We start from the raw sequence: 25171 nt of genomic DNA, 5'->3' as shown, positions 1-25171 counted from the left end.
CTCATTTTGTATAGCTTCGCAAAGCGATACCGCTTTGCGCTGGGTTTCAACCCAGCGGAAGGGGCAGCCCCAAAAACAGCAGAAAAAATAGATACTCGTGAGTAAATATCAAAAAATTAAAATTGAGCAGGCCGTAGGCGTTATTGGTGCCGGTAGTTTTGGTTTGACCATAGCTGGATTGTTGGCCGAGAATGTGGAGGATATTCTGATTTATACCCGCAGAGAGGAAAATAAAGCTAAAATGCAGGCTCGCGAAGGGGAATATGCCCAACTTTCGCCTAAAATTCGGGTCACGACTTCTTTAGAAGAAGTCGCTAAGGATTGTCAGTTAATTTTTCCTGTTGTTCCCTCTAAGGGGTTCAGAAGCATGATGCAACAGTTGGGGCCTTTGCTCAATCCGCAACATTTTTTGATTCATGCGACCAAGGGCTTAGATCGATCTTTGGCCCCTAAGGAGGGAAAAATTAAGCCTGAGCATATTAAAACCATGAGCCAATTGATTGAGTTGGAGAGTTTGGCTTGTCGGGTGGGTTGTCTTTCTGGCCCTAACCTAGCCTCCGAGATTCAGGAACATCAGCCTGCGGCTACCCTAATTGCGAGCCGTTATACGGAAGTGATTAAGATGGGGCAGGCGGCTTTGCGCAGTTCTCGTTTTCAGGTTTATGGAACTCATGATATTTTGGGGGCGGAACTGGCTGGCGCCTTGAAAAATGTGGTGGCTTTGGCTGCTGGACTTTTGGGAGGAAGAGGATTGGGAATGAATATTTGGGCCTTATTGGTAACTCGTGGACTTTCTGAGATGGTTCATATTGGTAAGGCGATGGGCGCCGATGTAAAAGCTTTTTTGGGGGTGGCTGGTATTGGCGACCTGATTGCGACGGCCTCTTCAACCAAAAGTCGAAATTATAAGGCGGGAGTGGCTTTGGCCCAAGGAACGCCCATGCAGGAAATTGTGGGAGAAGATGGCGATATGGTGGAGGGTTTTCGGACGCTTGAGATTATTAACCAGCTTTGTCAAGCTTTAGAGATCAATAGTCCCATCTTTGAAATTGTTTACCGTGTGGTTTTCAAGGGAATGGAGCTAGAGCGGGCCATTCATTTTTTGATGACCTACCCTTATGCGGTAGATGTAGACTTTTTGTAAGATGCGGTATTATTGGCAAATTTTGGGCATCTTGATTTTGCTTTGGTTGGGTCTTTTTACCCTGGCAAAAATAGAATTGCCGCCTAGTTGGAGTATTACATTTGATGCGCCAGGGCTACGCGCATGGCTGCAAGATGAACAAGCAGAGGAGCAAGTAAATATTCCTGCCCCTCTGTCCAAAAGCGATAGTTTGGAGCAAGAGAAGGAGCCCAAAGAAGATAAAACAGCGGCCAAGAGCCAGCAAGATAGCAGCTCAAAATATATCTTATTGGCTGGTGACTCGATGATTGAGCATTTCAAGGCGAGCATAAAAAAGGAAGCCAAGGCTCATGGTCATCAAATCATTAGTTGCATTTGGTATGGCTCGCATACGACCCAATGGAGTAAAAAGAAAAAGCTGCAAGAGTTAATCAAGGATTATCAGCCTGATATTATTTTCTTTTCGGTGGGGGGAAATGAAACGCTCTTTAAAAATATAGAAGATCGGCGGCCTTATATTAAAGATATAAAGGAGCAGGCCAAGGGAATTCCCTTTATTTGGATTGGTCCGCCCAATTGGAAGGCGGATAATGGCTTTAACCAGATTTTGAAAGAAGAAATTGGCCCTAGTTACTACTACCCTTCTATTGAATTGCGTGATCAATTGGCCCGCAAAAGCGATGGAGCTCATCCTACTCGAAAGGCCAGTGCTATTTGGGCCAAGGCTTATTTAAAATGGTTTGCTGAGCAAAGTGCCTATAAAAATCACTGCTGGATTTGGCCACCTCTGCCCAAGGCAGAGCAGCGAACTTATGTAAAAACCGAATTAGATAGTCTATTGCCAGAGCGGGCATTAGGGCATTCGGTCCGTATTCTAGAACTCAACAAATAAGCGAGATGCAAGCGCTCTTAGACCTGCTAACTTATCAGAAGGATATGCCCTTTATCTTTAATAGTGGCCGTTTTCTCTTCTTTTTCAGCCTTTTATTTTCGGCCTATGGCTTGGTGGTTAGCCATAAAGGGGCTCGCTTAGCCTATTTGACGGCCTTTAGCCTGCTATTTTACTATATTTCTAGTGGGAGCTTTGTCTTCTTGCTGCTCTTTTGTATCCTCTTCAATTTCTTTTTTGCCCAATTACTCCCTCCTAAAGAGGAGGAAAAATCGCCGCCAGAACTCTTAACCCTTGGCATTTTGGTCAATCTTAGCTTTTTGCTCTATTATAAGTACGCCAATTTTTTTATTGGCAACCTTAAAGCTTTAGACTTTGACGTTTCTTTGATTGACAATTTGGTCTTGCCCGTGGGCATTTCCTTTTTTACTTTTCAGACGATTAGTTATTTGGTGGATGTGCGGCAAGGAAAGATTCCCGTAGCGACTTCTTTGCTTGATTTTGCCTTTTACCTTAGTTTTTTCCCGCAATTGGTGGCGGGGCCCATTGTTCGAGCTATTGATTTTCTGCCCCAATTGGGACGCAAAATTTATTATCGGCCAGCTCAGGAAGAGGAGGCCAATAGCACTGCCTTTTTCTTAGACAAAGCGCTATTAGGTACGGGACTTTTCCTTATTCTAAAGGGTTTGCTCAAAAAGGCGCTTTTAGCAGATTATCTGGGCCAATATGTAGATTTGGTCTTTAGTCAGCCCGAAGGGCAAACAGCTTTAGAGGCTTTGCTTGGCATTTATGCCTATACGGTCCAGATTTATGGCGATTTTTCAGGCTATTCGGATATGGCGATTGGCATTGCCTTGCTTTTGGGTTTTGAGTTGCCCGACAACTTTCATCGGCCCTATCGCGCCTTGAATATTACGGATTTTTGGCGGCGTTGGCACATCAGTTTATCTTCTTGGTTGCGCGATTATATCTATATTCCCTTGGGGGGCAACCGCAAGGGGCCGCTTAAGCAGTACCTCTTTTTGATGATCACCATGTTGGTTGGTGGGTTTTGGCATGGGGCTTCTTGGGCCTTTGTATTTTGGGGTGGCATGCATGGTTTGGGCTTGATGTTGCACAAAGCTTGGAAACTTTGGACCAATCGGCCCAAAGGCAAAGTTTGGGCGGTTTTGGCTTGGGTCCTCAACTTTCATTTTGTGGCCTTTCTTTGGGTTTATTTTCGGATGGGCAGTTTTGAGGGCAGCAATTTATTGATTGCTCGCTTGTTTACAAATTGGCAGTTGGCCCAATGGGATGCTTTTTGGCTGGCGCGGCCTACTGTGCTCGTCTTTTTGGGCTTAGCCCTTTTGCTGCATTTATTTTCGGATCGGGACAAACAGAATATGCAAAACTTTTTTGGGCAATTGCCTTGGGCTTTTCAGGCTTTGATTTTTTTGTTGGCCCTAATTCTCATTTTTCAGTTTCAATCGGCTGATGTAGCACCTTTTATCTACTTTCAGTTTTAGTTTTTTGGGCCCGCGGCCGCCCTTTATCGCGGCCGCCGCTAGGCTCCGCCGCTCGCTGTTCGCTCGGCCCTGCAGCGGCGTTGCCGCTTTGGTCTGGCCTGCGGCCACGGCTGCGCAGCGCTGGGCCGCTCAACGATCTTTTTTTGCTTATAAGCATTTTTGTTCCGCCTTTAAATTGCTTCCTTTTAAAGTGGTATTCGTCGCTAGGCTCCTCATGCTTTAAAATAACCCGCCCACCCTCCCCTCTGCGGGATTCCTTAAGGAATCCCTTGGGGAGAATGGGCCATTTTTTGGGTCTCGCAGGCGGCGAAGCCGCCGCAGGCTGAGGGATGGACAGCAGTGGCCCGAAGGGCCAGACCAAAGCGGCTTTGCCGCTGCAGGGCCGAGCGATCAGCGAGCTGCGAAACAGCCCGACCCGACCAAAGGGAGGGGCAGCCCCAAAAATTGATACAAAGATGCGCCAAAGAGCGTCTTAGTAACATCTAAAAAGAAAATACATAACTATGAGAACAATTTTTCTATTTCTTTTTTTGGCCTTAAGCAGTTGGTTAGCGGCACAGGTCAAGCTTAGTCCACAGGCTGAAAAGGACTATAAACTGGCCCAAAGTTACTTTATTAAGGCAGATTATCGGGCGGCTTTACTTGAATTTCAGGAGGGGAAAAAGCAAGTTGAAGCTGAAAATAAGGATCTTTTTCAGTTGCAGATTGGCAATTGTTATTTGCGTTTAAAGGAGTATCCTAAGGCCGAAAAGGCTTTTCAGTCTTTAATAAAAAAGGGAGAGCGTTTGCTTCCCTCTGCATTTCAGTCCTTATCCAGCTTATATATTGATCAGAAAGAGGCTAAAAAGTTAAAGCGTTTGACCGACAAGGTCATCAAATTGGAGGGGGAACAAATTGACTTTTTGCGGAACTACCACTATTTAGCTGTTTTGGAAAAGGATCAGAAGGCGCAGCAAAAGTACTTAGAAAAAATTTGTGCCTTACCCAAAGCGACGGGCAGTGATTTCATTCAATTAGCGCAATTGGCCGAGCGGCAAAACGAGGTTGAATTGGCTGTTATGGCGGCTAGTTATGGCTTGGTTCGGGAGCCACAAAGCAGTTATAAAAAGGCGGCTTGGCAGATTTTGGAGCAGCAGTTGATGGGGGAAGATTGGGCCAAGCATTGCGAAATAGCGGAAAAGGCGGCTCGGGAAAATCAAAAGCCTGATTTTGGTTTAGACTTTTCGCCTTTAAAGGGGGCGGCGCCTAGTTCAGAAAGTTTGCAGCTCGTTCATCCGTTAAAAGCTGCCGAGTTGCTTCAAGATACAAGTCAGGCGCTCTATTTGGAGAATCCGACGGAACAATTGAGTGAATTGATTGCTATCGCTTGGTTATTTTTGGGCCAACATACTGAGGCGAAATATTGGCAAAAAACCAGTCTTTTTGAGGTTGTTTATCAGGAGTTTTTAGAGAAAGTCAAAGATCCTCAAAAGCGGAAATTATTTAGTCATTTGGCTTTGGTGGGGCGAGCTGAGGGCTTAAAAAACTTACAGGCTAAAGCTGATTTGATGGAGTTATTAAAAGGCAAATAGTTGATAAAAACCAAAGGCCCCAGCGCGTAAGCGTTGGGGCCTTTTATCGTTAGTCCAATTGAGGTTTATGGTCGAATCACCGTAAACTTCTTAGTGGTTTTAAAATTGGCATTTCCAATTTGTAAAAAGTAAGCTGCTGCGGGTAAATCGTGTAAATCAAAGCGAACTGTTTGACTACCTGCGCTTAGTTCTCCTTGGGATAGTACTCGACCTTGAAGATCGATGAGTTTCCATTGAAAATCTTGGCTAAGGGGTTCTGCAAAAAGCAACTGCGTATAATTTACTGCGGGATTTGGCGAAAGCAAAGCCATGTTAATTTGATGGGCTTGGGCTTGAGCTTCGACCAACTCTTCTGTGCTTAATGCATTTATATACTCTGTAATATCTCTTGTCATTACTGCTTGATAAATGGTTCGGCTGTTAGCAGCATCCTCTTGAACAAAAGCTACGGCCTCCAAATGAGCAGTATCAATATTATTCGGATTATAGGTCCATACTTCTGAAACCTGAACGCTATCACCAGGCAACCAGCTACGGTTAAATCGCGTACCAGCAGCATCGGGTAACATTTTGCGAAGCAAAGAGTGTGTTTGGAAATTCACTCCATTGGCAAAATAGACTGCAGAATCTTCTGTCACGACTAATTGTAGGTCATAATCTGCGGCGGCCAGCGTATCCTTTGCAATTAAGGTTGCATTGATTTGCAAATTATTATTTCCGATAAAAGCTATTGGTTCCAGGCGAATATCAAAACGGGCATCTTCCAACATATCCATTTCAAAATCCACTGTGCGCAAATCTGCTGAATTTGGTGGATTTTGGCCATAGCGGCGACCATCAACTACAGCCTTGGCACTTACACCGTCTATACCATAAATAGAGGCTCTAGCAGAGGGGTCATCTCGGTTCAGGCTATTCATTGGGTCAAAGGCTGGATCTTCATTGTTGATTTGGAGTAAGATTACGTCTCGAACGGCTGGCGTGCGATAGACGAGATTGTAGACATATTGGTTAATTGGGTTCATATTGACCACTCCTGCATTTGAGAAATGCTCCAAAAGAACATTTCGCTCTCGGTTTCCTATCCATACATTATCAAAGGCAAAACCTCGGAGAGGCGTTTGAGATGCTCCAATTGCGCCAAAAGCCACTCTAAATCGGAAATTATCATAATTTCTGAAGGCATCTAGAGAATAGCGTGCATCCTCCCAATCTGTGTTGATCCCTGACCAGCCTCTAGGAGCTAAATCTTGTACGCCAGGACGACCCGCCACTACAGCTTGATTATACCAGTTAATTCCTCGATTTACATTCCCTAGTGGCAACCATTTTTCTGTCTGTGGATCAAAGTATTCGATTACTGTTCCATCATTTCCAGCATCTGTCTCATTAAAGAAATCCAGTTTCAGCATTGGGCGATCTAGAGCGGTTAAGTCTATACAAGGGCTATAGACCCAACCACTTTCATCAGCTCCATAAGTACTATCTATTCGGGTAATCCATACTTGGCCATGATCTTGAGCAATATCTAGGTCTGCGGGTGTGCCCCACTCCCAAAGATTACTCGATTGCGCTTGACCTTCTGCTTCTTCTACCCAACCATTAGCCCCACTATCAAAGTCTTCGCTATAGGGAGCCAAGGCATTAGGTTGCTCATTTGGCAAAACCAATACACGAATCGTATCTGAATCACTACAGTAGTTATTATTTTCTACATAAAGCGAAGCTTCAAATATCCCTGTGCCGTTGTAGGGATAATTAAAGGAGGAGAATTGGTTATTATTATCATAAGTAGCTGCAAAAGAATTTCCATCGCCCATGTTCCAAACTGCAGTGGTAATCGAATCATAAAGCGTTGTTGTTCCGGGTATTGTTCCAGTCAAGTTCATACTATCATTATTGATCACAAATAGAACTGAATCCGTGGAACAGCTATTATCTGCGCTCAACTTTACATTTGGTAGGCTATGCACATGGAAGCTGGCCCAGGCGGTATCTAAGCAAGATACAAAAGCATTTGACGTATCTTGAAATACAGCTTGGATACGATGTGTACCGATTCCTGCAATATCAGAAATCATAAATTCCTTTTCAAACAGCACCCCTGGCCCACTGTAATTAAGGACCACCCCACTAAGTAAGTGCGGATAGAAAAAGAGCGTATCTCTTCCAAAACAGGCATCTACAGTAGAATCTGATACTAAGCCTGTTGTATCATGTGTAGCATAAAAGCTATATTCTGGATGAGGATGAATTTGTACAATCTGAGTATCTCTAGCTGTACAGCTTAGCGCTTCTGTTTCATAAATCAAGGTATCCTGAACCATCACGGGGTAGCGAGTACTATCCGAATAGTTTGGATTAGGTACATATTGACCATTCACCAAAGCACCATGCATAATTCCATTTGCTACTGCTGTATCTCCAAAGAAATAGCGTCCACCTGTCGGCAAGCCAAATAGCTCTTGTGGTTCAGCGGCCTGACAAAAATGGTAACTGGCCATACTTAGATTAGAACTAGGCAATGGGTTAATCTTTACCTCAATCTCTACCGTATCTCGACACAGAGTAGTTGGATCTTCATATACATAGGCATAATTCACATAACCTGGGGTATTGGGCAAGTTTGGACTATACACTATAGAGGGGTTAAACTGGACATCTGTTGGACCAGAAATCGTGGGGCCAGAATATGCTCCACCAGAAGGCGTCCCAGTCAAAATACCTAGCGTATCATCAGCACAATAAGTCGTATCTGTTTGATCGGTCTCCAATCCCGCAACAGGAGCTAAATTAACTGTAAAAGTAGAATCTAGAGAAGAAATACAACCATATTGGCTGATATAAGTATAGGTAATCGTCTTGGATCCTGTTCCTGCCAAAGCTGGATTAAAGAGAGGACCATCTCCAACAATACCAGGTCCACTAAAATTACCATGAGAAGCAATAAGTGAATCCAAGGAAATATAGGATGTAGGAGAGGGCAACCCGGATAATAAATCTACACCTCCATTTGTGCAATAGCGGTTATTCGTATTTCTTAATCCACTAGAATTTCGCCCCGCAATTGCTAGCGCTACATCCGCAAGAATACGAACATTAGCAGTGTCTCTAGCAGTACAGTTTCCTTGTCCTGCCTCATAAATTAGGTAGTAATTTACATCTGTGGTTTCATTAGTTGCAGTATAAACAGCATTCGGATTAAAGACAGACCCCAAAGTAGTAGAACTATTCGCTGCATTTCCATTACGTGCTGTAATATAATGACTTCCATTGCTAGGCGTAGAACCGCCTAAATTCACAAAGGTCTCATAATTACAATAGTTTTCTGCAATCGTAGAATCTATAACAACCTCTGGTGGGTCAACTACATAAACCACTTCCTCATAACGAACAACTAAATGCTCTGTAGGCGTCGAGCTAGATACTGTTCCTGTAGATGTATTATAAACCTGTGTTCTACTTTCCCGATAATAAGCAATAACTACTCTTACACTATCTACACCTGGAGCTGGAGATAATGCATACACCTCCTGACCTGGAGTCCCATTCACTGTACTTAAAGCAGAAGAAGGATTAGCAGATACAGTCATCTTATAGGCTCTCGTTTGTGTAGTTCGAGTATTGCTGGCACTAGCCGATAAACCATCCCAGTTTGGATCCCAAGGAAAAGTTACCGTATCACGACCAAAAATCAAAGCCGTATCCAAACGACAATGCGTTTCTGGCAATACACGAGGCGGAACATCTAAAATTTCCGCAGTATCAGACAAAAGAGCTGTACAACCATTATTATTATACAAAACACCAATTTCATAACGTCCCGAATCAGCAGTTGCTCCCAAAAAACGATCATTCAATACATACACCCCCGAATAACTAATTGGAATAGGAGGATTAGAGTTAATTAAACTCGCAAAATAAGTAGGATCACTAGCATTAACAGCAATAGATACCGTATCCGAATTATTCGTCAATGGAGCCAAACTCACCGAATCAATACTATTATTATAAATAGTGGTTGTCGCTTCATAAGTAATTGCATTACAACTAGCTGCCGTTGTAACCATATAGGGAGTATAGACATAACGCAAACGAACATCTCTATTCGCTAAGTTTTGCGTCAATGGGGTCGTTACTGTATTTAAGCCGTCTGGAATGAAATCATAACTCGCTCCAACATAAGCAGGTTGAGCAGATGGACTTTGCAAATATGCACCACTAACAGGCCCTCCACCTCCATCACGTACCGTCAAAGAAGTTCCTGTTGATGCACCAGTACTAGGTTGCGGACTCAACTGAATTGCAATTGTATCTCTTGAACAAATCGCATTGGCCAAACCAACAATATCCAGCTCTGGCTGAACTACCGTAATGAAAAAAGTATCAATCGCTATCGCATAATCATTACCTCCAACACTATTCTCATCATGCTCATAAAAGATAATCCGACAAGACTCCATATCATTGGGAATAGTAAACGGTATCGTTCCATTCTTAGGACTAGCAGCACTCTGCGTCGCCCCAGAAACAAACAAAGCATCGATATCCCCCCCATTTCGTCTAGTCTGAGCATTGGGGCCCCCAAAATCTCCCGTCATATCATCTATGTCCTCTTCAGCCTCACTATCCGTAGCCGACCAATTCCCCTGATATAAATCACCTTCCCGAATGATTACAGCCGAATTAGTCCCATTAGTATGTTCCACATAAAAATAGTCTGGCCAATAAACCAAATCCGTATAACTAAAAACGACGACATCACCAGGACAAACCTCAAATATAGCCCCCGGATGACTCGTATTTTGCATACTCACCGAACCTTGTTGGGCATATAAAACTTGTCCCAATAAAAAAAGGGATAAAAAAATTAGTACTGTTTGCTTCATAGTGTATGACAATTTAAAGGACATAAACGCCTTATTTTAAACTCTATAAAATCAGCTAAAAGCCCTTAGCTCCTAGAAGGTTTTACTTAATAGACCTCTGATTATCTGATCTCTAAAAAAACGAATTTTTTAAGAGAAAAGGCCACTGCCTAAGCCCTTTTATCTCTTTTTTTTTATTCTTCCCTTAACTTTTAGGACAGCTCAAAGCACTCTAGTAATTTTACCCTAAAATTTATCTTCCCCACAAAAAACAGTAATTTCCCAGCTAACTTCTTCCCCCCCTTTTAACAAAAAAAAGATGAATCAACGCTCTATAAATATTCTACTCTATTTAGTTATGGCCTATATCCTGCTCGCTGGCAGTTGGTGGGCCTACCTCCTACAAACAAAAACTGATGCCGTTTGGACCGCCCAACAGGCAGAAATTGAAGCCAAACACCCCCAACTCACCAAAGAAGAACAACAAAACCTAATCAGTTTTCAAGTGGCCCAAAGCCACTACTTCCGCCAACGCATGATGATTATGGGCGAAGGCCTTGTTTTTCTCTCCCTCCTCCTTCTCGGCGTCTACAAAATTGTCCAAAGCCAACGCAAACAATGGGCACTAGCCCAACAACAACAAAATTTTTTACTCTCTATCACCCACGAACTAAAATCCCCCATCGCCTCGGTCCAATTGGTCCTAGAAACACTCCAAAAACGACAACTTACGCCCGAACAAATCCAACGACTTAGCAAAAATGCCCTCCAAGATAACCAAAGACTCCACAAGCTGGTCCAAGACCTCTTGCTGGCCGCCCGAGTGGAAGGCGGCCACCAATATATTTTTGAATGCCTCGACCTCAAACAATTACTCCAAGAGGTGATCCAATGGGTGCAGCCCCGATTTCCCAACGAAATTCGATTTATCTCAGACGATCAACTCGATTGTATGCCCCAAGGCGACCGCAGTATGCTGCAATCCGCCTTTCATAATCTACTCGATAATGCCGTAAAATACGCCGGCCAAAGCCCCTTTCTATGCGTAGAGTTACGGCAAAAAAAAGATCATTTCTTGATCGAAGTTAAAGACCAAGGCCCCGGCATTCCCAAAACCGAACGCCTCGCCATTTTCCAAAAATTTTATCGCATCGGCGATGAACGCACCCGCAAAAGTAAAGGCACTGGCCTCGGCCTCTATATCCTCCAAAAAGTAATTGCCGCCCATCACGGACAAATCCAAATCCGAGAGAACCATCCCCAAGGCAGCATTTTTTCTATCAAGTTGCCCATCAAATAATTTTTTGTTTTTTGGGGGCCTCCTGCCTGCGGCAGGCGCTGCGTTCCGGGGCTCGCTGCTCGCTCGGCCCTTCGCAAAAAAGCTGCGCTTTTTTGCTCGGTCTGGCCTGCGGCCACCCCTGCACATCGCTAGGCCATACATCAGCCCAGCCAAAACAGCTCACTAAACTTATACTATATATAATATATGGACCATATTGCTCGAATCCTTTTAGTCGAAGATGAAGAAAATATCCGCGAAACCCTTAGCCTCAATTTAGAATTAGAAGGCTATGAGGTAGTTGGCCTAGCCGATGGCAAAAGCGTGCTGCCCCAGTTTTTGGGCCAACACTTTGACCTCGTTCTGCTCGATATTATGCTGCCCGAAATGGACGGCCTCGATGTCTGCGAACAAATTCGCCTACACGATAGCGAAATTCCCATCATTTTCTTAACCGCTAAAGATAATAGCGCCGATAAAATCCAAGGCCTCCGCAAAGGAGCCGACGATTATATTACCAAACCCTTTATGCTAGAGGAATTGCTCCTCCGCATCCAGATTTTACTCAAAAGAAGCCAAAACCACCGCGCCAATACGCTAGACGAATATCATTTTGGTCCAAATTACGTCAACTTTAAAGAACAAAACGCCAAAGGCCAAGATGGCCAAAGCTTTAAACTGACCAAAAAAGAAGGCATGCTCCTCAAATTGCTGATTGAAAGAGCAGGAGAATCCGTTTCTCGACAACAAATTTTACAAGCCGTTTGGGGCTATGATGTCTACCCCTCTACCCGCACCATCGATAATTTTATCCTCTCTTTTCGCAAGTATTTTGAAGAAGATCCCAAAAATCCTCAATTTTTTCTCTCGGTCCGTGGCGTAGGCTATAAGTTCCAGGCCCCAGAAGAACATTAGGCCCAAAAAGAGCAGCGAGCGAAGCGAGCTGCTTGGCCCGAAGGGCCAATCGGCCCAGCGCTGCGCAGCCGTGGCCGCAGGCCAGACCCAGTTTTTTTGAGCAAAGCGAAAAAAACGCAGGGCCGAGCAGACTTGCGAGCGGCGAAGCCTAGCGGCGGCCGCCCCAATATAAAGGGCGGCCGCGGGCCCCAATATAAAAAACACCAACAAATAGTTGCAAAAGCAAAAAAACGCCACTAATTTGTTGCAAAATTAAAGAAATGGCTAAAACGCAAAAAAGTTTTGTATGCACAGAATGTGGCAATGTCTCCCTAAAATGGGAGGGCCGCTGTAGTGCTTGTGGCGAGTGGAATAGCCTGCAAGAGGAGGTCACGGTGAAGGGGAGCGCCAAGCAGGAGGCCAAAAAGGCGACTCAGGGCGCTTGGACCCAAAAAAGAGGGCGAAAACAAGAACATGCCCGCCCCACGCATATTTCTAAGGTGCAGGGCGATGGAACGGTGCGCAGCCCCACCGATGATGAAGAATTGAACCGCGTTTTGGGCGGCGGCATCGTGAGTGGATCAATTGTGTTGATTGGTGGAGAACCTGGCATCGGAAAATCTACGCTGATGCTGCAATTGGCCCTGAGTTTTTCGGGCAAAGTGCTTTATGTTTCAGGCGAGGAAAGCGAACAACAGATTAAAATGCGAGCCGAACGCCTCGGACTGCGCGATAATGACTGCTTTTTGATGGCCGAAACTAATTTGACCAACCTTTTGATGCAAGCGGCCACTTTGGGCCCCGATGTTTTGGTGGTCGATTCAATTCAAACCCTGAGCTCGCAATATGTTGAATCGCCTCCAGGCTCGGTTTCTCAGGTGCGAGAATGTGCTTCTGAATTGCAACGCTTTGCCAAAGAGACTAATATTCCCGTCTTTGTAATTGGCCACATCAATAAAGATGGGGCGATTGCGGGACCAAAATTGCTGGAACATATTGTAGATGTGGTGCTGCAATTTGAAGGCGACCGAAATTATACCCACCGCATTTTGCGAACCATCAAAAATCGCTTTGGTTCTACGGCCGAACTCGGTATTTATGAAATGCAGGGCCGCGGTTTGCGCGAAGTTTCTAATCCCTCAGAACTTTTGCTCACCCAAAAAGAAGAAGACCTCAGCGGTTCGGCGATTACCGCCACGGTAGAAGGCATTCGCCCCATGCTGATCGAAATTCAGGCTTTGGTCTCCACTTCTGTTTTTAGCTCGCCCCAACGCTCGGCCACGGGTTTCGATCTCCGCCGATTGAGTATGCTTTTGGCCGTTTTGGAAAAACGCTGCGGTTTTCAGTTTGGCAATAATGATGTCTTTCTCAATGTGGCCGGGGGACTAAAAGTGAGCGATCCCGCTATTGATATGGCCGTGGTGGCCGCTTTACTTTCTTCTTTGGAAGATGTGGCCATGCCTTCTAATGTTTGTTTTGCGGGAGAAATTGGTTTGTCGGGAGAAATTCGCTCGGTCCAACGAATCGAACAACGCATACAAGAAGCCAATCGCCTCGGCTTTGAAAAAATTTACGTTTCTAAGTTTAATATGAAAGGAATTGATCCCGCCAATTACGATATAGAAATTATCCCGCTCTCTAAGGTAGAGCAACTTTTTGAGGATCTGTTTCAGTAGAATAGAAAAGCCGAAGAGATGATCTTCGGCTTTTTTGTTAGATTTAAGCGATTACAATTACCCCCTATTCAGCTAAAACAAAATGGCCATTTATCAATACTATTTAAAAGTTCTGCCCAAGCAAGGCGTTGAAAAAAAGCATGATTCTCTTCCAGCTAGAATTGCAGTGAGTACAGCAAGCGGATATTTTGAATCCGACGCAAAAATTTATTGGAAAGAAGTGGCAATAGAAGCAACAGCTATTGTATCAAAAGTTGATGCCCTGATTAAGCGAGCCAATTGGGGAAATAACAAAACAAGCTTTCACTGGAAAACCTATTCAGATAAAACGGATAATGATGCAGATCTTTATTTGGCGGAAGATTCATTGCTGATTAGTGAATTTTCTTTTCGTGCAGATTTGAGAGAAGAGGGCTGCAACTTCCTAAAAAATATGATTCGCTTAGGCCAAGAAAATGACTATTTATTCATGGACCGAAAAGGAAACTTAATGCCTCCTGACTTTCAGGAAATAAAAAATAGTATTCAAGCCTCCAATGCTTACCGCTTTTTGAAAAATCCAGTTGCCTTTTTAAAAAGTTTGGAGGACGAAGAGTGATCTTTTTTTTTCTTTTGGCTTTTTTCTTCGGCAGTTTTGGCCGCTGTTTTTTATTTGCTCCGTCTAAACTGGGCTTTTTTCTTCGGAACTAATCTATAAAATCCCCTCCCCTATCGGTACAACAACATTTTTTCCTCTGTTTTATCTACTTTTAGCCAGAGACAACACCCTAGTGTTTGTCTCTTTTTTTATGCCCAACAAAAACTACTTTATCTAGCCCCTATATATCTATTATCCATACTATGCTAATATTGCTTTTCTATTGCTTATCCCTCATCGCCCTAGCCATCGGAACGGCCTCAATATTTATGGCTTTAATTGAAGCCTTCCCCGAAAAATGCTTGTATTATCACTTTTTTATCCGAAGGCCAATTAACTGGTCTATATTTTTGGGGCTGATTATATGGAGCTGCATTTTATTCGCTCAACAAAATGAATTTCCAATTTGGAGCATTCCCCCCTTAATCCTAAGCGGAATGGCATTGATTTTAACCTATAAAATGGATCAAAACAAGGCTTTTCCCGCACTGTTTTTTCCAAAAATAGCCGAAGATGCCGAAAAATTGCCCTTAAAGGACGATATGGAAATGGCCGTAATTGAATACAATGGCCTCACCAAATGTTATCCGCTTGATTATGTGATGCATCATCATATCATCAACGATAAATTTAATGATAAAATCGTAGCCCTGACCTATTGCGCCATGTGCCGAAGCATCATCCCTTTTGATGTCACCGAAATAGGTCCTTTGTTTGTGGGCTCCTTCAAAAATGCCAACATGATTGTCGCCGACAAACGAACAAAGACCTTTTTTCAACAAGCGAGCTTTAAGTCCATCATTGGCAAATTGCATCCATACGAATTAAGCATGATTCCCTTCCAAATACTTTCTTGGGCAGAAGTGAAAGCAACTATAGAAAAACCCGCAGTTGTAGCCGTTTCGGAAAAAGATTTCAGAGATTTTGAACTCCCCATAGCTGGCCTTTGGAAAAAAATTGTGGCCTCAGAATCTACGCCAGGACTTTCCGCAAAAAATAGAGATAAAACTTTTCCCGCTCGAACGCATGTGATCGGAATAACAGCAGCTTCTATTGAACAACAGCCCGTCTACCTTAAAAAAGAAGTACTGGCCAAAAAAATTGTGGAAAACAATGAACTCGATTTTGTCCTTGTTGCTGCAGGAAAAACAGTGAATGCCTTCAATAACAGATGGAATAACCAAAGATTGGCGCTAAGCGTTGAAGGCAAAAAAATTATTGACCAAAAGAGCAATAGCTGCTGGAATATCCGTGGAAAATATATTTCTGGAGAAATACAACAAGATCTCAGCCCCATTTCCATTTCAGATGAATATTGGTTCTCTTGGATTAAATTTCATCCTAAATCCAAAATTATTAGATTATAATTGTTTGTCCTGAACTCCCCCTCGCTCAAAAAACAAACTAAATGAAAAATCAAACCCAAGATTTATTCCTCGGCAGCTTTTTTTTAGCCCTAACTATCGCATTCATTGCCCTAGCCATGAGCAACCGAGCATTTTTTGATTGGGTTTTCGAACGACACCACAATCAATGGAGCTGGTATCTACGCCCTTTATTTTTACTCCCTTTTTGCTTTTTCGCCTATAAAAAAAGTTTTACGGGAATGATGATTTCGGTTTTCGCCCTCTTCACAAGTATGTTCTGGTTTCCTAAACCCGATCTCATTAACAAAAATGTAGTCGATTTTTTGGCCTTTGAAAAAGACTACCTCTATGGCGAATGGACATGGAATAAAGGCCTATTAACCTTAACAATTCCTATCTCCTTTATTGCCTTAGGACTAGCTTTTTGGAAACGAAGTTTGCTCATGGGCCTAGCCGTCATTGTCCTCATGGCAACGGGAAAAATGATTTGGAGTCTTCAAAATGCAGCCGAAGCAGGAAAATCAATATTGATTCCCGCCATTTTAGGCTTATTCATTTGCTGCGGCCTAATTTACTATGGCTTTAAACGATTAAAAAATTAGCCTTTTCTATTTCCGCTACTCTTCCGCTAGCCCCTTAGAAAAATACTGCTGCTTGAAATCGATCTCCTTTTACAGGCTGCACAATTGCCCTGATGAGTAAAATATAGCGCTGCTAATTATTTCTTTTTTTTAGGGGCTTGCCCGCCCTTCGGGCGGGCCGGGCTGTTCGCGGGCTCGCTGCTCGCTCGGCCCTGCGTTTTTTTCGCTGCGCTCAAAAAAACTGGCTCTGGCCTGCGGCCACCCGCTGCCATCCCTAAGCCGCTCATCTATTTTTTTCTTTTGGCTTTTTTCTTCGGCAGTTTTGGCCGCTGTTTTTTATTTGCTCCATCTAAACTGGGCTTTTTTTATTTCGGGAGAAAAATACTCTCGTTTTTTGAGCTACAGTCTAATTGAAAGCCGCTAATTGAAAGGGCGGTTTTAGCTTGCTTTTTTGAAGTTGTTTAAGCCCAGTGGGTTAACACCCACTGCAAAAAGGGAGGAGGTTCTACATCCAAACAAAGGAGCCCAAGGTTAAAACCTTCGGCTCATGAAAAATTTTAGTGGGAAGCTGCGAAAAAAACATTCATTGCTTAGACACAGAAAAGCGAAAACATAAGTTCTTAAGCAATCCTTCAGTCCATGAAGAATTGTAGTGAAAACCATTCTTTTTTTTGCAGTAGAAAAACTAAGCGGCCTGCCCCAATAACTTCCTGGGCAATTTTTTCATTTCCTGTCCCGCCATAGCCTCCCAAGCTTGAAAGAGCAACTGATAATAGAGCGCAATAAAGCGATTGAGCAAGGCTAGCGGCTCTCCCAAAGGCCGTAAAATAGGCGCAGCGGACCGTCTTTTCTTTGTTTTTATTTCTTTTTGCGGCAACTCTTTTTGAGAGGCCCCTTGCAAAAGACCCAGCGCCAAAAGTTGTTCATAAATTTGCGCCAGCTCTTCTAGCTCCTTATAAATTTGCTCGGGCTGGCCCAAGGCCTTAAAAATGAGCAGAAACTCCCCAAACAAAAATTTTCGGCGGCCAATAAATGCGTCCAAACCCGCAGCCCTTAGGCGTTTGCGCAAAGTAGGATAAGAAATACCATAAAACGCCTTGAGCATTTTTTTGCTCAGCTTATAATCCTGAAACTTTTTATCCAACTGGCCCATAAGTCTTTATATTTTTTGTTGCTTTTTAAAGCTAAGTTTATTTTTGGGGATTGCAAAGGTAAGAGCAAAAAAAAGGCCGAAAAACCTAAGTAATTTTTCGGCCTTTTGCTATTTGAAAAGGGCTAATTGAAAGGGCGATATCTAGTAATTTTTTTCCTAATAGTCCTTATTCTTTTTTTTCAACTAAAAAGCTAAACAACCACTAGGGTCCCAACAATGTTTTTACTTATTTTAGCCTTTATTTTACTAAGACCTAAAATGGATAATCATGAATTCTGATAAAGATGACGTTAAAGAGCTTTTGAAAAAAGCTGAAGAGCTTCAAGAAAAGCTTGAAACTATAATAGCGGAAAAAACTAAGCTAACACAAAAAGCCATAGATAAAATTGACCATGAGTCTAAAGGTAAAGAAAAAACAATAAACTCGAACATAAAAAATATCGATAACCTTAAAAAATCCTTAACAAACCTAGAAAGAAGAAAACTAATAACTGAATTAGAAATAGCAGAACTAAAGACACTTGGATTTACACATCTAGAGGCAGAAGATATAAAAAGTATAAATAAGGCATTAGACGCCTTAAAAAAAGCTGAAGAGGAAAAAAAAGAAGTACTAAAAAAATTAACTACTGAAACAACTCTCAAAACATCTAGTCTATCTGTTTTAAGAGAAGACCTTAATTCTGACGAAGCTAAGTTTAAAGAACTTGCCTTACAAAGAAAGTATGAAGAAGCTAAAAAGCGAGCATCTATAGAAACGTGTACCAAGGAAAAAGAACTCTATCAAAAAATTATCGAAAGAGAGGAAGAAAAGTTAGGATCCAATGACCAAGAAAAATTAAAATCATTAAATAAACAAATAGAAGAATTAAGAACTGCTCTTGTTGAGCAGAATAAGAGAGAAGCACAAATTCTCGATAAAAAGATATACAAGATGACACCTCCAAAGAAAAAGACTAGCCTCAGAAAAAGGCTAGTCAAATTTATTACTTTTTGGAGTCAAAAAAAAAACTGCTTTTCTATCCTCTACTAGCATTCTTAAGTATTGCTTTTGAGAAGTCATTTTTATATATTATTTCTCTAATAAAATTCGAGAAATTTATCACATTCAACCAAGTCAATTATACTCAGCTTGTTTTTTTCATTGTTGTAGCTCTTATTATTATTGCTATTCGATTTATACGCATTAAAATTAACAAAAAAACAGACTTCTACATGCAGCTGTCTTTTTGGTTATCTTTTAGCTTAAGTCTTTTATACTATCAATTTTGCATAAGTAAAACTACAGTCATTTTTTTTCCCTCTAGTAGCAACTTTAAGTATTTACATCTAATACATCTAATTTCAGGTATGCACCTAGTCTTTTTTTTATGGTGGAAAATAAAAAATTGGCCAGGGAAAAATACGCTTAAACAGGACTCAGCAACGTCTCTTTTTGTTGCCGAAGACGATTTATCTATCATCTTTCCAGATGAAGAAACTAGCCCTAGAAAAGATTTAGCTAAAAAAATTGCGACTAATATTATTCATATAAATACGGAGCAAGCTTTTGCACTAGCCATTACAGGAGAATGGGGCTCAGGAAAAACAACTTTTATTAAGCACATCAAAGATGAACTAGAAGAAAATGATCGTGCAATAATCATCCCTTTCTCTCCCTGGAAGAATAAGGGAGAAGAAGCCGTGATTGCCGATTTTTTCTATAGCCTAAAAAAATCACTCTCTCCTTACAATGAACAATTAGCTCCGGAAATTTCTAACTACCTAAATAGTTTACTTAATATTTCTACGGCTATTCCTGCAGCTGGAGTTCCCAAAGTGGGGAAACTAGGACTACAAGCACTAAAACTATTAACTCCTAACATTGAAGGAACAGAAGAAAGCTATCAGAAGCTAGCTAAAGCCATTGACAGTATTGAAGAACCCATTGTTGTTGTTATTGATGATCTTGACCGATTAGATGCAGGAGAAGTAGTCGCGGTACTGAAGCTCATTCGAAATGTTGCCAATTTTAAGGGAATTACTTTTATTGTTGCTTATTCTAAAGCTTATGTAGAAAAAGCCATCAAAAAAGCCTTAAGCGACCACAATAGCAAATATTTTCTGGAAAAAATTGTACAAAAAGAAGTTGTTCTGCCCAAACTTGATTATAACAATTTATTTCAAGTACTGAAAAATTTATTAAAAAATAGTAAGGAAGAGAGCTTAAGAGAAGTAATTGAAGCAGAAGAAAATAAGGATTGGCTAAATGCTGATAGTAAAATACTATGGCATTATCTCGAAACGCCTAGAGATATCGTACGCTTTTATAATAGCATTATATTGGACTTCATTGAAATGGGGGAATATATTCATAGTAAAGACTTCTTTTACCTCTACCTAATTCGATTAAAGTATTATGAGGTCTATGAAATGCTCTGGAAAAAACAGAAATATATTTTTACCACAAACACAAACACAAACACACTACACATAGAAAAGGATAAGGAAAAAATTATTTCAATCTTACATTTGAGAAATAGATCCACACTTCCAATCATAAAAACTCTTTTCAATGTCCAAACTTTTGAAGTTACAGATGATTATGATCTTATAGAAGAGTCTAGCCCAACAGAAGAAGAGCCCGAAGTCTCTACTAGAAAAAGAATTTATCATGTAGATAATTTTAGCCTTTTATACCAAATCTTTGTTCCTGACATTAGCCGTATTACAGAAACCGTTTTTCTATATATTTCAGGAACAGAAAATAACTTTATAAATGACCTAGCTTCTATTTCAGAGGAGAAAAAAATTATTCTCAGAAAAAAGCTCTCTACTAATCTAAAATCTGATGTCATTCACTCTATTCAGTCCAAAGAAAGTTTAAGCCGATGTCTACATATCTACTTTACTATTGAAGTGAATCCTGACCTAATTCATGCTACTTTATACAATAATGAGTTGCAACAAAGAGTAATTGACTCAACGGATGAAACAGACTTTTTATCTGTTTTAAGACAGATTCTGGATGGAGAGGAGTTCAAAAATAACGAAAATGTAGTGCGTCTACTTGGGGCAGTATCATTAAATGATTATAAAATCAAATTACTTGATCAAGACTTGTTTGAATATGGATATATGCAATTTGAAGGCTTTATTAAAAAGATTGAGCAAGGAGATCAACTTGATGCTAGAAATACTAAGATTTTATTTTTCTGTCTTGGGGAGTTATTTAGAATCCAATCCATCGATAAGAAGCTCATTATGTCTAATGCGACTAAATTGAGGATCAAGCAAGTATTGATTAAATTCTTTGATCCACTTTGGATAGGCAACTTTTTACACCCTCATATAAATCCGTTTGTTTTAAAAGGCACCTTCTTCTATTATTTATCCTTATTACTATTTCCTGACGACATAGAAGACTTCACTAAATTCATAACAGCTTGTTCAAGCAAATTAAATAACAATCAACACAAAGCTTTAGAGGAGTTTTTGGATGCCTACAAAAGTCAAGTCCATAGAACAGAGATAAAACAAGAACCACCTGTTATGCACCCCAACTGGGGGCGCTATTTTGTAGCAGACTTAAAATACGCTCCAGTTATTTATGGTGAGGCCGAAAATATCACTGATTTTATAGCAAATGTTAATGCCTATAACTCTGGCATTCAAAAACTCTATCTCAAGCATGCTAAAGAGTTATTTCAGATAAGACGTAAAGTAGAAATTGAAATTAACCAAAGTAAAATGGCCTCCACTCATAAACTGTACATCGCGGTTCCCTATGGTACAAAAATTGACGATTTAGAAATGGATGATACCGCAATAACTACAGGAGATGTATTAGAAATATACTCTACGGCAAAAATAGATATTGATGATATCGACCTTCAGAAAGGTAATCATCTAAAGTTCAAGTACAATATTTATGAATATAACTCAGCAGGATTTTATTTGATAAAAGTCTTTTAGCTTCACCAAGCGCCAAATGGAAAAATTTCCATTTGGCGCTTTTTCCTCTCCTCCCCCACAAATCCCCTCCCTTCAAAATAAATTCATTATCTTTTGGCCCAAACTCCGCTCCTTTTTTTGGAGGGGACAGGCGGCGAAGCCGCCGCAAAGGAGCGCAGCGACGCGGCTGAGGGATGGACAGCAGTGGCCGAAGGCCAGACCCAGCAAAAAACTTGTTTTTTTGCGCAGGGCCGAGCGAACAGCGAGCTGCGAAACAGCCCGACCCGACCGATAATTCATGAGGGTTTTAACCCTCATTTTGTATAGCTTCGCAAAGCGATGCCGCTTTGCGCTGGGTTTCAACCCGGCGGAAGGGGCAGCCCCAAAAAAATTAGAATTAGAAAAAAGATCAATGCAAAAAAAATTATTCCTACTCGATGCGATGGCCCTAATTTATCGGGCGCATTTTGCTTTTATCAAAAACCCATTGATTAACTCTAAAGGCTTGAATGTATCGGCCATGAATGGCTTTACCTCTACCCTTTGGGAATTATTGCGCAAAGAAAAACCTACGCATATTGCCGTGGCTTTTGATTTGCCCGGCGGGACCTTTCGACATGAAATGTATGAGCCCTATAAAGCGAATCGAGAGGAGCAACCAGAGGATATTCAGTTGGCCATTCCCTATGTTAAGCAAATTATTGAGGCCTTTAATATTCCGGTGGTGGCCGTGCCCAATTATGAGGCCGATGATGTGATTGGGACCTTGGCCAAACAGGCTGCCCGAGAAGGCTTTTCGGTTTATATGATGACCCCCGATAAGGATTATGCGCAATTGGTGGAAGATCAGATCTTTTTGTATAAACCCGCTCGTTTTGGCAATAAGTTTTCTGTTTTGGGCAAGGCGGAGGTCTTGGAAAAATGGAATATTGAACGAGTAGATCAGGTCATTGATATTTTGGGCTTGCAAGGCGATGCGGTGGATAATATTCCGGGCATTCCGGGCATTGGTCCCAAAACGGCCCAAAAATTATTGGCCCAATATGGCAGCATCGAAAATTTGTTGGAGCATACGCATGAGCTCAAAGGCAAACAAAAAGAACGAGTAGAGGAAAATAAAGAACAGGCGCTTTTGTCTAAGGAATTGGCGACCATCAAATTGGATGTGCCCGTGCAATTTGATGCGGAAAAATATGCCCTGGAAGAATTTAATCGCGACGCCCTATCCGAAATTTTTAAGGAGCTGGAGTTTAGAAGTCTGAGCAAACGGATTTTGGGCCAAGAAGCCCCTGCCGCCGCCCCTCAACAGGTCGATCTTTTTGGACAGCCCATCGAAGAGGCGCCTAAGAAAAAACTCAAGGCCGCCAATGAATTATTGGTCGATCATACGCATAGCAATACCCAGCACGAATATATTTTGCTGGATACAGCCGAAAAAAGAGCAGCCCTGATTGCCGAGATCAAAAAAGCAGGCATTTTTTGCTTCGATAGTGAAACGACGGGCCTAGAATTGGGCTCCGAAATTGTGGGCCTTTCTTTTGCCCTACAGGCCCATAAGGCCTATTATTTGGCCCTGCCCGAAGATCAGGCGGCCACAAAAACACTGCTCGAAGAGTTTCGCCCCATCTTTGAAGATCCCGAAATTGCCAAAGTGGGCCAAAACCTAAAATTTGACCTGCTCATGCTCCGCTTTTACGATATAAAAGTGGCGGGCAAACTTTGGGATAGCATGTTGATGCACTATTTGTTGGAGCCCGATAAAAAACATAGTCTGGACTATTTATCGGAAACTTACCTCAATTATTCGCCCATTCCCATCGAAAACCTCTTGGGCAAAGGCCGCAAGAAAAAACGCAGTATGCGGGATGTGCCTTTAGAAAAAGTCATTGAATATGCCGCCGAAGATGCCGATATTAGCTGGCAACTTTATGAAAAATTGCGTCCCCAATTGTCTAAAGAATTATTGGCCCTCTATAATGAAATGGAAGCGCCTTTGATTTATGTTTTGGTGGATATGGAATTTGAAGGCGTGGCCTTGGATAGCGACTTTTTGAACAATTATGCCGAAGAGCTCAAGCAAGAAAGCGATGTTTTGGTCAAAAAGATTTTAGAAAAGGCCGAGGCTCCCTTGCTCAATTTGGACTCGCCTAAACAGTTGGGCGAATTGCTTTTTGATAAATTGGAAATCCCCTACCGCTGGAGAAAAACCAAAACCGGCCAATATTCGACCAATGAAGAAAAATTGAGCGAATTGGCCCATGAATATGAAATTATTGCCTGGATTTTAGAGTATCGCCAATTGGCCAAATTGCGTTCGACTTATGTGGAGGCCCTACCCCGCTTGGTCAATAAATTTACGGGCCGTTTGCATAGCTCATTCAATCAAGCCCTGACCACAACGGGCCGTTTGAGTTCTAATAATCCGAATTTGCAAAATATTCCAATTCGTACGCCCAGAGGCCGAGAAATTCGCAAGGCTTTTGTCGCTAGAGATGAAAATCACTGCTTGTTGGCGGCGGATTACTCGCAGATTGAGTTGCGCCTAATTGCCGAAATTAGCGGCGATGAGGCCATGTTGGCCGCATTTAAGGCGGGCCAAGATATTCACTCGGCCACGGCGGCCCGCATTTATGAGGTGGATATTGAAGAAGTGACCAAAGAACAGCGCTACAATGCCAAAACGGTCAACTTTAGTATCATTTATGGCGCTGGGGCTTTTAATCTTTCGCAAAATTTGGACATCAAGCGCAAGGAAGCCGCCGATCTGATTGAGCAATATTTTAAGCAGTATCCCGGCCTCAAAAAATATATGGACCAAACGGTAGAAACGGCCAAGGAAAAAGGTTATGTGGAAACTTTGTTGGGCCGCCGCCGCTATCTGCGCGATATCCAATCAAAAAATGCCGTGGTGCGCGGACATGCCGAGCGAAATGCCATCAATAGCCCCATTCAGGGCACCGCTGCCGATATGATTAAACTGGCCATGATTAAGGTACAAAATCGCATTAAAGCCGAAGGTTTGCAGAGCAAAATGATCCTTCAGGTGCATGATGAACTCCTTTTTGATGTGCCCAAATCAGAATTGGCCAAACTTCGCCAATTGGTGGAGGAAGAAATGAAAACCGCTTTGCCCAATTTACAGGTGCCCATTTTAGTCGGCATCGATGAAGGCGATAATTGGTTGGAAGCGCATTAGGAAACTGTTTTTTTGGGGCCTCCCGCCTGCGGCGGGCGCTACGTTTCGCAGCTCGCTGTTCGCTCGGCCCTGCGCCAGCTTCGCTGGCTTGGTCTGGCCTTCGGCCACTGCTGCACATCGCTAGGCCGTTTGGCCTTCGGCCATAGCTGTAGGTTGAAACCATCGGCCCATAAAAAATTAAACTAAAAACCTTTTCCATTTTACAGCAAACAAGGGCTTCAGCCCGCCAGTTTGCATAGACCCGCAACCATGGGCTGAAGCCCATGGCAGAAAAGGCGAGCTGCTAGAATATTTAAGCTTAGTCAACAATGGCTATGCTTACCGCCCTGGGCTGAAGCCCAGGGTTATTAACTGAGCGAACTGACGGACTAAAGTCCTTGTTCGCTTTTTTTTTCTTGATGGTTTTGGATCCATTAGTTTTTTTACCGCAGAAAAAATTCATTGTTTTTTGGTCCAGTTGCTAATTGAAAGCCAGGATTTTTCTTGGCGGTTGTGCTTG

Annotated in this window: 15 protein-coding genes; 13 read left to right on the top strand and 2 right to left on the bottom strand. The window is 42.2% G+C overall.

Annotated features, from left to right (window positions below; translation table 11 throughout):
- The first annotated feature begins 97 nt into the window (after positions 1 to 97).
- From PPO43_RS13460 to PPO43_RS13445, 4 genes are all read left to right on the top strand, one after another.
- Positions 98 to 1144: an NAD(P)H-dependent glycerol-3-phosphate dehydrogenase gene (locus PPO43_RS13460; protein WP_272618637.1), complete on the top strand. Its 1047-nt coding sequence runs from the start codon at positions 98 to 100 to the stop codon at positions 1142 to 1144.
- 1 nt (position 1145) lies between these two features.
- The gene (locus PPO43_RS13455) at positions 1146 to 2015 is read left to right on the top strand and encodes an SGNH/GDSL hydrolase family protein (protein ID WP_272618635.1); all 870 of its coding nucleotides are present in this window, start codon (positions 1146 to 1148) and stop codon (positions 2013 to 2015) included.
- Between the two features lie 5 nt (positions 2016 to 2020).
- The gene (locus PPO43_RS13450) at positions 2021 to 3517 is read left to right on the top strand and encodes an MBOAT family O-acyltransferase (RefSeq protein WP_272618633.1); all 1497 of its coding nucleotides are present in this window, start codon (positions 2021 to 2023) and stop codon (positions 3515 to 3517) included.
- A 503-nt stretch (positions 3518 to 4020) separates the two neighbouring features.
- On the top strand, positions 4021 to 5088 hold the full coding sequence (locus PPO43_RS13445; protein WP_272618631.1) for a tetratricopeptide repeat protein: 1068 nt from the start codon (positions 4021 to 4023) through the stop codon (positions 5086 to 5088).
- Between the two features lie 65 nt (positions 5089 to 5153).
- Here the strand turns inward: PPO43_RS13445 and PPO43_RS13440 are convergent, their stop codons facing one another.
- Positions 5154 to 9977 carry a T9SS type A sorting domain-containing protein gene (locus PPO43_RS13440; protein ID WP_272618629.1) on the bottom strand — a complete coding sequence of 1608 codons (4824 nt, stop codon included), beginning with the start codon at positions 9975 to 9977 and terminating at the stop codon, positions 5154 to 5156.
- A 298-nt stretch (positions 9978 to 10275) separates the two neighbouring features.
- On the opposite strand from PPO43_RS13440, the gene PPO43_RS13435 reads away from it, so the two are divergent.
- The 6 genes from PPO43_RS13435 to PPO43_RS13410 all read left to right on the top strand — a co-directional run bounded on the left by PPO43_RS13435 (position 10276) and on the right by PPO43_RS13410 (position 16411).
- Positions 10276 to 11256: a sensor histidine kinase gene (locus tag PPO43_RS13435; RefSeq protein WP_272618627.1), complete on the top strand. Its 981-nt coding sequence runs from the start codon at positions 10276 to 10278 to the stop codon at positions 11254 to 11256.
- A gap of 186 nt (positions 11257 to 11442) precedes the next feature.
- Entirely contained in the window at positions 11443 to 12150 is a 708-nt protein-coding gene (locus PPO43_RS13430; protein WP_272618625.1) for a response regulator transcription factor, read from the top strand.
- 260 nt (positions 12151 to 12410) lie between these two features.
- Positions 12411 to 13805, top strand: a complete 1395-nt coding sequence (gene radA, locus PPO43_RS13425) for a DNA repair protein RadA (RefSeq protein WP_272618623.1) — start codon at positions 12411 to 12413, stop codon at positions 13803 to 13805.
- 82 nt (positions 13806 to 13887) lie between these two features.
- The gene (locus PPO43_RS13420) at positions 13888 to 14403 is read left to right on the top strand and encodes a hypothetical protein (RefSeq protein ID WP_272618620.1); all 516 of its coding nucleotides are present in this window, start codon (positions 13888 to 13890) and stop codon (positions 14401 to 14403) included.
- A 242-nt stretch (positions 14404 to 14645) separates the two neighbouring features.
- Entirely contained in the window at positions 14646 to 15809 is a 1164-nt protein-coding gene (locus PPO43_RS13415; protein ID WP_272618619.1) for a DUF3179 domain-containing protein, read from the top strand.
- A gap of 41 nt (positions 15810 to 15850) precedes the next feature.
- Positions 15851 to 16411: a hypothetical protein gene (locus PPO43_RS13410; RefSeq protein ID WP_272618617.1), complete on the top strand. Its 561-nt coding sequence runs from the start codon at positions 15851 to 15853 to the stop codon at positions 16409 to 16411.
- 664 nt (positions 16412 to 17075) lie between these two features.
- Here the strand turns inward: PPO43_RS13410 and PPO43_RS13405 are convergent.
- Positions 17076 to 17543 carry a hypothetical protein gene (locus tag PPO43_RS13405; protein WP_272618615.1) on the bottom strand — a complete coding sequence of 156 codons (468 nt, stop codon included), beginning with the start codon at positions 17541 to 17543 and terminating at the stop codon, positions 17076 to 17078.
- 268 nt (positions 17544 to 17811) lie between these two features.
- On the opposite strand from PPO43_RS13405, the gene PPO43_RS13400 reads away from it, so the two are divergent.
- From PPO43_RS13400 to polA, 3 genes are all read left to right on the top strand, one after another.
- Positions 17812 to 18576, top strand: coding sequence for a hypothetical protein (locus PPO43_RS13400; protein ID WP_272618613.1), 765 nt, complete (start codon positions 17812 to 17814; stop codon positions 18574 to 18576).
- A gap of 317 nt (positions 18577 to 18893) precedes the next feature.
- Complete coding sequence (locus PPO43_RS13395; protein ID WP_272618611.1) at positions 18894 to 21497, top strand: KAP family P-loop NTPase fold protein; 2604 nt, start codon at positions 18894 to 18896, stop codon at positions 21495 to 21497.
- 391 nt (positions 21498 to 21888) lie between these two features.
- Positions 21889 to 24672 (top strand): DNA polymerase I, encoded by a 2784-nt coding sequence (gene polA, locus PPO43_RS13390; protein ID WP_272618609.1) that lies wholly within the window; start codon positions 21889 to 21891, stop codon positions 24670 to 24672.
- Positions 24673 to 25171 lie beyond the last annotated feature (499 nt).

It is taken from the genome of Saprospira sp. CCB-QB6 (genome assembly GCF_028464065.1).
Taxonomy (GTDB): Bacteria; Bacteroidota; Bacteroidia; order Chitinophagales; family Saprospiraceae; genus Saprospira.
This window is presented reverse-complemented; position numbering and strand designations above follow the sequence as displayed.